14 protein-coding genes are annotated in these 10,844 nt (G+C 67.8%); 3 read left to right on the top strand and 11 right to left on the bottom strand.

The features are described from left to right. Nucleotides 1-5 precede the first annotated feature (5 nt). The gene (gene dpsA / locus AUR65_RS18710; protein WP_004065235.1) at nt 6-536 is read left to right on the top strand and encodes a DNA starvation/stationary phase protection protein DpsA; all 531 of its coding nucleotides are present in this window, start codon (nt 6-8) and stop codon (nt 534-536) included. A gap of 137 nt (nt 537-673) precedes the next feature. Here dpsA and AUR65_RS20125 read toward each other — a convergent pair whose 3' ends face one another. From AUR65_RS20125 to AUR65_RS18670, 9 genes are all read right to left on the bottom strand, one after another. After that, a complete protein-coding gene (locus AUR65_RS20125; protein ID WP_199180651.1) occupies nt 674-841 on the bottom strand; it encodes a hypothetical protein in 168 nt (55 codons plus the stop codon). Nucleotides 842-949: 108 nt separating this feature from the next. Beyond that, nucleotides 950-1,393 carry a metal-dependent transcriptional regulator gene (locus tag AUR65_RS18705; RefSeq protein ID WP_058568615.1) on the bottom strand — a complete coding sequence of 148 codons (444 nt, stop codon included), beginning with the start codon at nt 1,391-1,393 and terminating at the stop codon, nt 950-952. Continuing rightward, nucleotides 1,390-2,202, bottom strand: a complete 813-nt coding sequence (locus tag AUR65_RS18700; protein ID WP_058568614.1) for a DUF7260 family protein — start codon at nt 2,200-2,202, stop codon at nt 1,390-1,392. Before AUR65_RS18700 ends, AUR65_RS18705 begins: the two co-directional genes overlap by 4 nt. 213 nt (nt 2,203-2,415) lie before the next feature. Beyond that, nucleotides 2,416-2,865, bottom strand: a complete 450-nt coding sequence (locus tag AUR65_RS18695; protein ID WP_058568613.1) for a DUF6069 family protein — start codon at nt 2,863-2,865, stop codon at nt 2,416-2,418. Between the two features lie 155 nt (nt 2,866-3,020). Next, nucleotides 3,021-5,834, bottom strand: a complete 2,814-nt coding sequence (locus AUR65_RS18690; protein WP_058568612.1) for an aconitate hydratase — start codon at nt 5,832-5,834, stop codon at nt 3,021-3,023. Between the two features lie 120 nt (nt 5,835-5,954). Beyond that, nucleotides 5,955-6,137, bottom strand: a complete 183-nt coding sequence (locus AUR65_RS18685; protein WP_058568611.1) for a hypothetical protein — start codon at nt 6,135-6,137, stop codon at nt 5,955-5,957. A 10-nt stretch (nt 6,138-6,147) separates the two neighbouring features. Beyond that, entirely contained in the window at nt 6,148-6,567 is a 420-nt protein-coding gene (locus AUR65_RS18680; RefSeq protein ID WP_058568610.1) for a DUF7539 family protein, read from the bottom strand. 120 nt (nt 6,568-6,687) lie between these two features. Continuing rightward, complete coding sequence (locus tag AUR65_RS18675; protein WP_058568609.1) at nt 6,688-6,948, bottom strand: glutaredoxin family protein; 261 nt, start codon at nt 6,946-6,948, stop codon at nt 6,688-6,690. 73 nt (nt 6,949-7,021) lie between these two features. After that, nucleotides 7,022-7,447, bottom strand: a complete 426-nt coding sequence (locus AUR65_RS18670) for a CopG family ribbon-helix-helix protein (RefSeq protein WP_058568608.1) — start codon at nt 7,445-7,447, stop codon at nt 7,022-7,024. Nucleotides 7,448-7,711: 264 nt separating this feature from the next. On the opposite strand from AUR65_RS18670, the gene AUR65_RS18665 reads away from it, so the two are divergent. Together AUR65_RS18665 and AUR65_RS20120 are read left to right on the top strand one after the other, a co-directional pair. Beyond that, nucleotides 7,712-8,209 carry a DUF7344 domain-containing protein gene (locus tag AUR65_RS18665; protein WP_058568607.1) on the top strand — a complete coding sequence of 166 codons (498 nt, stop codon included), beginning with the start codon at nt 7,712-7,714 and terminating at the stop codon, nt 8,207-8,209. Between the two features lie 113 nt (nt 8,210-8,322). Then, on the top strand, nt 8,323-8,487 hold the full coding sequence (locus AUR65_RS20120) for a hypothetical protein (RefSeq protein WP_199180650.1): 165 nt from the start codon (nt 8,323-8,325) through the stop codon (nt 8,485-8,487). A gap of 51 nt (nt 8,488-8,538) precedes the next feature. On the opposite strand, the gene AUR65_RS18660 is transcribed toward AUR65_RS20120, so the two are convergent. Then, nucleotides 8,539-9,183 carry a DUF6663 family protein gene (locus AUR65_RS18660; protein WP_058568606.1) on the bottom strand — a complete coding sequence of 215 codons (645 nt, stop codon included), beginning with the start codon at nt 9,181-9,183 and terminating at the stop codon, nt 8,539-8,541. A gap of 130 nt (nt 9,184-9,313) precedes the next feature. Beyond that, nucleotides 9,314-10,795: an arginine/ornithine antiporter ArcD gene (gene arcD / locus AUR65_RS18655; RefSeq protein WP_058568605.1), complete on the bottom strand. Its 1,482-nt coding sequence runs from the start codon at nt 10,793-10,795 to the stop codon at nt 9,314-9,316. Nucleotides 10,796-10,844 lie beyond the last annotated feature (49 nt).

Raw genomic sequence — 10,844 nt, 5'->3', positions numbered from 1 at the left:
TCGCGATGAGCACACAAAAGTCAGTCCTCAAGGAAGCAGGCAGCGTCGGCGACAACCCGGTCCGTCTCGACACCGAGAAGGCCGAACAGATAATCGAAGCGCTGAACACCGACCTCGCGGACGCCTACGTCCTCTACCACCAGCTCCACAAGCACCACTGGAACGTCGAAGGTGCCGAACACCTCCGCATCCACGAGTTCCTCCAAGAGGCCTACGAGGAAGTCGAGGAGGCCGCGGACGAAATCGCAGAGCGCCTCCAGTCCATCGGCGGCGTCCCCCACGCCAGCATGCCCGCGCTGAGCGAGGCCGCGACCGTCGAACCCGAAGACGAGGACGTCTACGACATCCGCACGTCGCTGTCGAACGACCTCGAGATGTACGGCGACATCATCGAGAGCTACCGCGAGCACATCGAACTCGCCGCGGGTCTCGGCGACCACGCGACCGCCCACATGCTCCGCGAGCAACTCATCGAAATCGAGGAGCACGCGCACGTCATCGACCACTACCTCGAAGACGACACGCTCGTCCAGTAAGTACCGCCGCCGGCGCGTCGGAGGACACCGTTTCCGTTCCGACGTTCGACGCCTTTTCTCGCGGTGACGCCCCGTGACGCGTAGCTACTGCACTCGCCGCGCCCGCGGTTCGAGCGCACCCCGGGTCGAACGGAACGCTATCGCGTCACGTCGACGGTCACGTCGCTCGAAATCCAGCCGTCGTTGTTGCCCGATTCCATGAATACCGACTTCCCCGGCCCGCCCTTGCAGACGGATATCTCGGGGGAGTCGGGTCGGTCGGGCTCCGACGCGGATTCAGTATTCGACTGCGTACCAGCGGCCATTGCGAGAGTTTAGGGAAACCTAAAACAAAAAGGGTGCGGTTCTGTGGCGGTATTTGTGTGGTGTTTGTTGACACACGACAGTATTCGAGCGGATTTACCGCGACCTGTTCAGCTCGCGGGGTTGTCGGGAGAGGGTTGTGACGCCGATTCGGCCGCCTCGTCTATCTCGGTCGCTTCGTCGCGGTCGTCGCTTCCGCGGAGCAGGGTCGCCGCGAGTCGCTCGGCGACCGTCGGGCTGACGTTTCCGACCAGTTGCATCGCCTCCTCCTCGTGGTCGTCGAGGGCGAGCACGTCCCGGCAGAACCGCGAGAGGATTCGGTAGGTGTCGTAGAGCTCTCCGGCGGTGTCGCGGCCCTCGTCGGTGAGCGTCGCACCCTCGTAGGGTTCGTAGCTCACGAGGCCCCTCGCGTCGAGGTTCTGGAGGCGCTCCGTCGCCGCGGGCGGCGAGCGGTCGAGCGCGTCGGCGACGTAGCCCGGCGAAATCGGCGTCTCCTCGTCGTCCTCCCGCTCGGCGATGTACAGCGTGAGGAGGTACTGCGGCGCGCCGATCATACCCGGCGGACGAGATGGTCGCGAACGGCCCGCTGACAGTCCGCGCAGAGGCCGTCCATGCGGGTCGCGGCCGTCAAGACCGGATAGTCGGTCGCGCGGTCCTCGTAGAGATACGTCGCGAGGAATCGGTGGTCGACTTCGACCGCCGCGGTGTGGTGGGTCGCCCCGTTGAGATGCCGCTGTCGCTCGCGGACCACCCGGTCGCACGCCTCGCGGTGGTCGGCGAGCGTCTCGTGGCGCTGTCGGAGGGCGTCGAACCCGAGTCCCGAAAGCGGCGTCTCGTCCGCCCGTAGCAGCCAGTCTTCGCACTCGTCCAGCGAGGCGAGCGCCGCCCGGAGCGACCGCTCTTCGGCGTCGAGCGCCCGGCGCATCCCGTCGAGTCCCCGCTGTCGGCTCGTCGCCGCCGAGACGACCGCCTCCTTGACCGCCGGTGTGAAGCGGCTCCCGGCCTCCGGGGAGAGCGCCGTCGCGACTTCCGGGCCGAACTCCTCGCGAATCGTCACCGCGAGCGGCTCGGACTCGTTCACGTCGGAGACGCTGTGCGGCCGTATCGTCTCCGCGAACAGCTCGCGGACCCGCCGCCGTTCCGCCCCCGCGGCGTCGTCTCGCCGGGTCGCCGCCGGAACTGACGCGGCCCCGCACGCGGTCGCTCGGGCCGTCCCTGCCGGCGGGCGCTCCGACTGTGCGGCGAGCTTTCGAACGCGCCGCTCGAACCGCTGGACCGCCCGACGCTTCGCCACCACCTGTTCGCGCTCGCGCTCGACGCGGTCCAGCGCGGCCCGGACGCCCGCGGTGCGCTCGGCGTCCATCTCAGTCTCCCTGCGAGGATGTCGTCGCCGTGGTTCCGTTCGAATCCGCTCTGGCCATACTGTTTAGGCCAACCTAAAACAACATAGTGTCTTCGGTTTTTAGGCCCTCCTAAACAGTAGTTGCACGGTGGCCGGCGGGTGGACTTCCGCGGCGTCGATAGCGGTTCGGACGGCGTCATCCGTCGTCCACCGTCGCCCACCGGCGTCGGGCGTTCACTCCTCGGACGCGTCCGGGCGGTTCCCTTTCGGGACGCCCCAGCCGAGTTCGGTGAGCGACGCCACGCAGACGGCCGCGACGACGACGTGCATCACCATCAACACGAGGACGCCTGGAACCGTCGCACCGGGGTCGACGTACAGGAGACCGATGTCGGGGATGAACGACGCCACGAGCACCGCGACGGCGACCCTGAAGAACGTCCGGTCCGCGTCCGCGACGCGGCCCGCGAGCAGGCCGTAGACGAACGTCGCCGCCACCGCTCCGGCGGCCGAGAGAAACACGACCGGCGGGTACGAAAGCGGCGCGAACGGTTCGACGAGCCCCGTTTCGAGGACGAGCGTCAACAGGAGCGCGTTCGCGACGGTTGCGACCGCCGCGGTCGCCGCTCCGCGACGCATGAGGTCCGTCCACGTCGGGCGGACCGCGGGTGTCACGGTTGCCATGGTGTGCTATAGCACGCCACGATTGATGAATCTACGCGTCTTCGGCGGTTCGTGACTCTCAGCGAGTCCGACGCGTGAGTCGAAAATGGTCGGGTCGTCCCGACTCAGCGAGGTTCCCCGAGTCGGTTTCCCGACGCTGTCTCTCTGCCCCTGATTCAGTTCTCGGTCAGCAGACGGCGCAGGACGTAGTGGAGGATGCCGCCGTTTTCGACGTACGTCACCGCGGCGGGCGTGCCGACCTGCGCGGTCACGTCGAACTCGGTTTCGGTCCCGTCGTCCGCCGTGGCGACGACGGTCAGTTCGTCGTTGACTTCGAGGCCGTCGTCGAGGCCGCGGATGTCGAACTGCTCGGAGCCGTCGAGGCCGAGCGACTCCCACGAATCGCCGTCTTCGAACTGGAGCGGGAGGACGCCCATGCCGACCAGGTTGTCGCGGTAGATGCGCTCGTAGCTCTCGGCGATGGTCGCGCGGACGCCGAGGAGGTCCGTGCCCTTGGCCGCCCAGTCGCGGCTCGAACCGGTCCCGAACTCGACGCCCGAGAGGACGACGAGCGGGGTCTCCTCCTCGCGGTAGCGCTGGCTGGCCTCGAAGACGGTCGTCTCCTCGCCCGTCGGGTGGTGAATCGTGTAGCCGCCCTCCACGTCGTCGAGCATCTGGTTCTCGATGCGGACGTTGGCGAACGTCCCGCGCATCATCACCTCGTGGTTGCCGCGGCGGGAGCCGTAGGTGTTGAAGTCCACGGGGTCGACGCCGTGGTCCATGAGCCACTGGCCGGCCGGCAGTTTCGACCCGAACGGCCCGGCGGGGCTGATGTGGTCGGTCGTCACCGTGTCGCCGAGCGTCAGGAGACAGCGGGCGTCCTCGATGTCGGAGACGCCGGGCGCTTCGAGCGGGAAGTCCGTGAAGAACGGCGGCTCGCGGATGTAGGTCGAGTCGTCGTCCCAGTCGTACACGTCGCCGGTCGGCGCTTCGAGCGCCTCCCAGCGCTCGTCGCCCTCGAACACCTCGGCGTACTTCTCGCGGAACATCGACGGGTCGACGCTGTCGTGGATGGTCTCCCGTATCTCGTCGGCGTCCGGCCAGATGTCGGCGAGGTAGACGGCGTTGCCGTCGTCGTCGGTGCCGAGCGGGTCGGTTTCGAGGTCGATGTCCATCCGCCCGGCGAGGCCGTAAGCGACGACGAGCGGCGGGCTGGCGAGGTAGTTCGCGCGAATCTTCGGGTGGATGCGCGCCTCGAAGTTGCGGTTGCCGCTGAGGACGCTCGTCGTCCACAGGCCGTGTTCGTCGATGGCGTTCTCGATGGGTTCCGGGAGCGGCCCGGCGTTGCCGATACAGGTGGTACAGCCGTAGCCGACCACGTCGTAGCCGAGCGCTTCGAGGTGCGGGAGCAGGTCGGCCTTCTTCAGGTACTCCGTGACGACGCGGCTCCCCGGCGCGAGGCTCGTCTTGACGTACTCGGGCACGTCGAGGCCCTTCTCCAGCGCGTTGCGCGCGAGGAGGCCCGCGGCGACCATGACCGAGGGGTTCGAGGTGTTCGTACAGGAGGTGATGGCGCTGACGACGACGCTCCCGTGGCCGATTTCGACCGTCTCGCCGCCGAGGTCGACCTCGACGCGCTTCGTCAACTCGCCGAGGTCGGGTTCCTCCGGAGCCGCCTCGGGCGTCTCCGTCAGCGCCCCGCCGTCACCCGCGAGTTCGCCGTCGGGGTCGCCCCCTCCCTCGCCGAGCCAGCGGACGATGGCCTCTTCGTCCACGTCGGCGACCTCGTCTTCGAACTCACCGTAGAGCAGGTTTCGGAAGTGCGTCTTCATGTCACCCATGGCGACGCGGTCCTGCGGGCGCTTCGGCCCGGCGAGGCTCGGCTCGACGGCGGAGAGGTCGACGTCGACAGTCTCCGTGTACTCGGGGTGTTGCTCGCCGAAGAGGCCCTGCGATTCGAGGTACTCGCGGACGAGTTCGATGTGTTCGGGTTCGCGGCCCGTGAGTTCGAGGTAGTCAAGCGTTGCCTCGTCGACCGGGAAGACGCTGATGGTCGACCCCTGTTCGGGGGCCATGTTGGAGATGGTCGCCCGGTCGGGGACGGACAGGTTCCCCACGCCGGGGCCGAAGAACTCGACGAACCGGTCGACGACGCCGACCTCGCGGAGCTGTTCGGTGACGTGCAACACGAGGTCGGTCGCGGTCGCGCCCTCCGGCAGTTCGCCGTCGAGTCTGACGCCGACGACCTCGGGGAGCTTCATCGTGATGGGCTGGCCGAGCATCGCCGCCTCGGCCTCGATGCCGCCGACGCCCCAGCCGACGACGCCGATGCCGCCTATCATCGGCGTGTGGCTGTCGGTGCCGACGAGTGTGTCGGGGAGGAGCCAGCGGTCGCCGCGCCACTCGCGGTCGTGGACGACGCGCCCGAGGTGTTCGAGGTTCACCTGGTGGACGATTCCCGTGCCCGGCGGGACGACGCTGAAGTTGTCGAAGGCGTTCTGCGCCCACTTGAGCGCCTTATAGCGCTCGGCGTTGCGCTCGTACTCCAACTCGACGTTCTTCTCGTAAGCGTCGGGCGAGCCGAAGAAGTCGACCTGCACGCTGTGGTCGATAACGAGGTCACAGGGGACTTCGGGTTCGACGATTTTCGGGTCCTTGCCGGCGCGGTCGGCGGCCGACCGGAGCGCCGCGAGGTCGACGACGGCGGGCACGCCCGTGAGGTCCTGCAACACGACGCGAGACGGCGTGAACGGGACTTCGACGTTCGGCACGTCCGGCTCCCACGAGGCGGCGTTTCGCACGTCGTCTTCGGTGACGATGTCGCCGTCGACGTTTCGCAGCACGGACTCCAGGAGGATGCGGATGCTCACCGGTAGTCGGTCGAGTTCGCAGAGGCCCTGTTCTTCCAGTACGGTCAGGTCGGCCATCTTGTACGTGGTTCCGTCGTGTTCGAACTCACGGATGGCGTCCAGCGTATCTACATCACTCATAATCGACCGTTAGGGTCTCCGCGGGCTTGAATACGGGACTCGTTCTCACGCCATCGGAATCGGGTCGAACGTGGGCCGGGGCGGCGATATCTGGACGCTTGGGGGCGCTACCGCCGGGGCTCACCGAGACCGCGGGTGGGACGTCCCCAGTTCGCCCGCGACGATGACGCCGCCGTGTTCGAGAAGCGAGTACGAACAGTCCCAGCAACAGTACCGCAGGTCGTGACCGCGGGCGACGACCACGTCGGCGCGCTCGCCGCATCGGTAACAGGGCCGATGGTCCGCCGGGTGGATGACGCGCATCGGCCGCGGACTACTCCTCGGGGACGCCCGCGACCCCGACGAACTCGTTGACCTCGTCTTGGACGTACCGGCGGACGCGCTCGCAGTAGTCCCACAGGAGGTCGTTGAACTGTTCGCGCTCGGGTTCGGTCAGGCTCTCGCCGCCCCGCGACCACGACGCCGGAATCTCCGAGTGGCGGGTGCAGACGACCGAAATCGGGTGGTTCTTCGGGTGCCCCATGACGACGGCGTACTCGTCCGTCCCCCAGAGGCCATCGTCGCCGTCGCCCGCGAGTTCTGCATCCACCTCGTCGAGAAGCTGCCGCTCCTCGGCCGTGACGGCGGCGTCGTCGCCGGCGAACAGCTCGCGGTAGGCCCGGTCGCGGGCCGTGTAGGTCCACCCGTCGAGTCGCTCCCGCGCCTGTCGGAGGAGTCGTCTGTCAGCTTCCATGCGTATCAAAAGGCGCGCCGAGGTGATAGGCGTACGCCCGCCCTCGAAGCGCGCGACGCCGGCGTCGTCCGTGTCGTCCGCGTCGTCCGCGCCGAGACCGACGACCCCGAGTGACGGCGCTCACTCCCGCGCCGCGGTCAGTTTCTCTCTGAGTCGGTCGGCGTCGACCCGGAACTTGAACGCCGGTCGGTCGTCGACGTAGACGTAGGGCACGCGCTCCCCGTACTGCTCGCGGAGTTCGTCGTCGGTATCGACGTTCACGAGGTCGATATCGACCGGGACGTCCGTCTCGTCTGCGACCTCGCGGACGGTCGCTTCGGCCTCGTCGCAGAGATGGCACTCCGTGCGCGTGTAGATGACGATGGGGACGGCGTCGCTCATCGCCCGATGTCGTCGCCGCGGCCTGTTGAGTCTTCTCGTCGGCGGCGTCGGTGGCGGCGTTTCTCCCGAAACGTCACTCCTCGACGATGCCCGTGAACTCGTCGACCGGCATCACCGAGTAGTCGACGCTCAGCGTGTCGCGGGTCGCGCGAATCTTCCCGACGAACGTCGAGATGTCCGAAAGCTGGCCTTCGAGGACGAACAGTTCCATGCAGTAGTGGTTGCCGACGTGGTTGTGGAAGTTCGACTTCACGAGGCCCTCGTACTCGTGGCGCAGGCCCATCATCCGCTCTTCGACGGCGGTCGTCTCGTAGTCGAAGATGACGGTGACGACGGCCATCAGCTCGCGGTCTTCGAGCTTCTTGTCCTCGAACTCGCCGAGGAGGTTCCGGGCGGCCTCTCTGACGACCTCGCTCCGCCCGGTGTAGCCGTGTTCGCCGGCGAACGAGTCGATGCGTTCCAGAAGCTCCTCCGGCATGGAGACGCTGACGACGGTCATATATTAACTCCGGCCGGTTTTCCTATTAAACATTCGTATCACGCCCCGGTCTCACCCCGGTCACCCGGTGACTTCCCCCGCAGCGCCGAACGTGTCACAGAAGTATCTTCTGGCCGCGTATCAGTCGTAACTGACGGGCGATTCGCCTTCGAGAGCGCCGGTACCGAGCGGTTTCTGCCGCCCGGCGTGGTTTTTGACAGCGATACCCGAGGCGAACTGTTGATATAGGAGAAGCGACCAGTCACAAATCGATCGAATCCTCGTATGGCGACAACATCCGAACCCGGACTCTCCGAGACGCGAATCCACGAGGTACTGAGTAACGACCGCCGTCGGATGGCCATCGAGTTCCTCCAAGACGGCGACCTGACCCTCCGCGAGCTCTCGGAGCGTATCGCGGAAGCGGAGACCGGGGAGTCGCCGCCGCCGCGGAACATCCGACAGAGCGCCTACGTCTCGCTGCAACAGACCCACATCCCCAAACTCGCCGAACTGGACATCGTGAACTACGACGAGGAGTCGAAGGTCGTCTCGCTGGCCGAGGCGGGCGACGTGACGGTCTACATGGAAGTCGTCCCCGAGGGCGAACTCTCGTGGAGCGAGTACTACGCCGCCCTCGCCGCGCTCGGCATCGTCCTCATGATAGCCGTCGTCGTCGGCGTCCCCGTCATCTCGGGCGTCGGCGCGCCCGGCCTCGCCTCGCTCGTCTTCGCCGCTCTCGGCGGCTCCGCGGTCTACCAGCGCTGGACCCAAGAGAACTGACGCGCTTCATCCTCCCGCTTTTCTGCCGAGTCCTCCGCACTCGACCGGACGCTCTCCCGCCGGCGACGAGTGTCGGCGGTGACATTTAGGTCGCCGCCGCCACGACACGACGTATGCACGACCCGGCCGACCCCGACGGGCCGCCGACGGTCTGCGGCGAGTGCGGCGCGAGACACTCGTTTCGGCGGCGGTACGTCACCGGCGGCGGCTGGCGAACCGTCTACCGGTGTTCCGAGTGCGGTTCTCGTCCGTCGAGCGACGGCGACAGCGACCAGTGAGTTGCGGCGGAGCCGCCGCCACCGCCGGCGCGAACGGCCCGCTGAGACGCGTCAGCAGTAGGTGTCGCGCATCGTCCGCGCGAACAGTCCCTCGCGGTCGAGCGCGATGGCGACGAGGACGAACTCCTCGTCGAGGGGGCGCAGGACGAACACCTCGCGGGGCGCGTCCGGCGCGTCAGTCTCGTCGTCGAGGCGGTCCAAAAGCGGGTCCAGCGGGATGACGCCGTCGCCGAACTCGTCGAACAGGTCGCGCGCGCCCGGCTGTTTCGCAAAGACGTAGAGCACGGCGTTCGGGTCGCCGTCGGTGCCGTAGGTGACGCACGAGCCGATGGCCTCGCCGTCGCCGGTCGCCCGCCAGGTCTCGCGGGCGGCCTCGAACAGGCCCGTCGCGGCCCCGACGAATCGAAAGCGGGTCCGGTCGCGGACCGACACGTCCGCAAAGCGCGGGTCGCCGTCGTCCCACGTCAGCGTGGCCTCGATTTCGTTGCCGGGTTCGAGCGCCGAGACGCGCTCTGCGAGGTCGGAGTCGTAGCCCGTCTCCGGGACGTAGGTCGGCGAGTAGACGTCGTCGGCGTCGGTCTCGACGGCCGGGTCGGTCCAGTCGACGCGCTCGTCGGGGAGTTCGAGCAAGAGGAGTTCGTCTCCGTCGCGCGGACTGCGGTAGACCCGGAATCGGCCGGCCGTCGTGACCTCCATGTTCGCGGCTACTGGACGAACGGAAATACGCCTGCCGGTCGCCCGGCGACCGCATGAGGGTCGTCGGCGGCGGGCCGTCGTCCGCGGGTCGGCGACGAACAGACCGTCGCCGGCGCGTCCCGACGCTCGCTCAGTCGTCGTCGCCGAAGGACGCGACCGCGCTGCGGAGACCAGCGTCGGTGTCGGAGCCCTGTTTCGTGACCCGCCAGCCCGACAGTCCCATCGCCACGAGGATGAGCGGCGAGAGGAAGCCGAGGAAGTAGTAGGGCGCGTACTGGAGCGTCGGAACGCCGAGCACGTCGGCCATGTACGCGCCTCCGGTCCCCCACGGGATGAGCGCGCTCGTGGTCGTCCCCGCGGACTCGATGGCCCGCGAGAGGTTCCGGCTTTCGAGGTCGAAGTCGTCGTAGAGGCCGCGGAAACTCATGCCGGGGACGACGATGCTCATGTACTGGTCGGCCGCGATGGCGTTCATCGCCAGCGACGAGGCGGCCGTCCCGACCGTCAGCGAGGCGACCGAGGTGAGCACCCGACGGAGGTGGTGTGCGAGGACGGCGATACAGCCGGTCCGTTCGAGAATCCCGCCGAGCGACAGCGACGCGAGGATGACGGTCATCGTCCACGCAGACCCGAGCAGACCGTCGGAGGCGAGAAGGGAGTCGACCGTCTCGACGCCCGTCGAGGGCGCGGTGCCCGCGAAGGCGACGTTCCACGCGCCGACGAAGGTGTCGACCGCGACGGGGCCTTGGACGAACAGTTGGGTGAGCGTCCCGGCGACCACGCCCGCGACGATAGACGGCAGGGCGGGATAGCCTCGGAGCGCGAGGACGAACGTCACGACGAGCGGCGCGAACACCAGCGGGGTCACGGCGTACGACCCGGCGATGGCCGCCTGCATCTCGGCGACGCGCCCGGCTGGGATGCTCCCGCTCGCCGTGAGGCCGAGGGCGGCGTAGGCCACGAGCGAGATTGCCAGCGCGATGGTCGTCCCGACGCGCATCGTCCGGACGTGGGTCAGGAGTTCGGTGTTCGTGACGGCGGCCGCGAGGTTCGTCGTATCGGAGAAGGGCGACACCTTGTCGCCGGTGTACGCGCCCGTCAGGACCGCGCCGGCGGTCATCGCGTCGGGCATACCCAACCCCGAGCCGATGCCGATGAAGGCGACGCCCAGCGTCGCGGCGGTCGTCCACGACGAGCCGATTGCGAAGGTGACCACGGCCGAAAGCAGGGTCGCCACGGGGAGGAACACCGCCGGCGACAGGAAGTCGAGGCCGTAGTAGATGAGCGCGGGAATCGTCCCCGCGGCGGTCCACGTCGAGATGAGCATGTAGACGACGAGCAGGATGAGGAGCGCCGACAGCCCCATGTTGATGCCGTCGCGGATTCCCGCCGAGAGCCGGGTCCACGGCAGGCCCAGCCAGTAGCGACCCACCGCCCCGGTGAGGATGATTCCCCACAGGAGCGGCAACTGCGGGTCGAGACCGAGCCAGATGACGCCGACGCTCAGAAAGACGAGCATCCCGACGACGGGCACGAGCGCCTGCGAGAGCGACGGACGCTCGGGGTCCGGGATATCGTCGTACGTCAGCGGTTCGAACGAGAGTGTTGCCATTACCGAAAGCGGTTATCTTCGTGGCGGGTTTGAATCTGACTCTTCGACT

Source organism: Haloferax marisrubri (genome assembly GCF_001469875.2).
GTDB classification, from domain to species: Archaea; Halobacteriota; Halobacteria; order Halobacteriales; family Haloferacaceae; genus Haloferax; species Haloferax marisrubri.
This window is presented reverse-complemented; position numbering and strand designations above follow the sequence as displayed.

Coding starts and splice junctions, on each gene's coding strand:
- dpsA (WP_004065235.1), top strand. CDS start 6: ATGAGCACACAAAAGTCAGTCCTCAAGGAAGCAGGCAGCGTCGGCGAC.
- AUR65_RS20125 (WP_199180651.1), bottom strand. CDS start 841: ATGGCCGCTGGTACGCAGTCGAATACTGAATCCGCGTCGGAGCCCGAC.
- AUR65_RS18705 (WP_058568615.1), bottom strand. CDS start 1,393: ATGATCGGCGCGCCGCAGTACCTCCTCACGCTGTACATCGCCGAGCGG.
- AUR65_RS18700 (WP_058568614.1), bottom strand. CDS start 2,202: ATGGACGCCGAGCGCACCGCGGGCGTCCGGGCCGCGCTGGACCGCGTC.
- AUR65_RS18695 (WP_058568613.1), bottom strand. CDS start 2,865: ATGGCAACCGTGACACCCGCGGTCCGCCCGACGTGGACGGACCTCATG.
- AUR65_RS18690 (WP_058568612.1), bottom strand. CDS start 5,834: ATGAGTGATGTAGATACGCTGGACGCCATCCGTGAGTTCGAACACGAC.
- AUR65_RS18685 (WP_058568611.1), bottom strand. CDS start 6,137: ATGCGCGTCATCCACCCGGCGGACCATCGGCCCTGTTACCGATGCGGC.
- AUR65_RS18680 (WP_058568610.1), bottom strand. CDS start 6,567: ATGGAAGCTGACAGACGACTCCTCCGACAGGCGCGGGAGCGACTCGAC.
- AUR65_RS18675 (WP_058568609.1), bottom strand. CDS start 6,948: ATGAGCGACGCCGTCCCCATCGTCATCTACACGCGCACGGAGTGCCAT.
- AUR65_RS18670 (WP_058568608.1), bottom strand. CDS start 7,447: ATGACCGTCGTCAGCGTCTCCATGCCGGAGGAGCTTCTGGAACGCATC.
- AUR65_RS18665 (WP_058568607.1), top strand. CDS start 7,712: ATGGCGACAACATCCGAACCCGGACTCTCCGAGACGCGAATCCACGAG.
- AUR65_RS20120 (WP_199180650.1), top strand. CDS start 8,323: ATGCACGACCCGGCCGACCCCGACGGGCCGCCGACGGTCTGCGGCGAG.
- AUR65_RS18660 (WP_058568606.1), bottom strand. CDS start 9,183: ATGGAGGTCACGACGGCCGGCCGATTCCGGGTCTACCGCAGTCCGCGC.
- arcD (WP_058568605.1), bottom strand. CDS start 10,795: ATGGCAACACTCTCGTTCGAACCGCTGACGTACGACGATATCCCGGAC.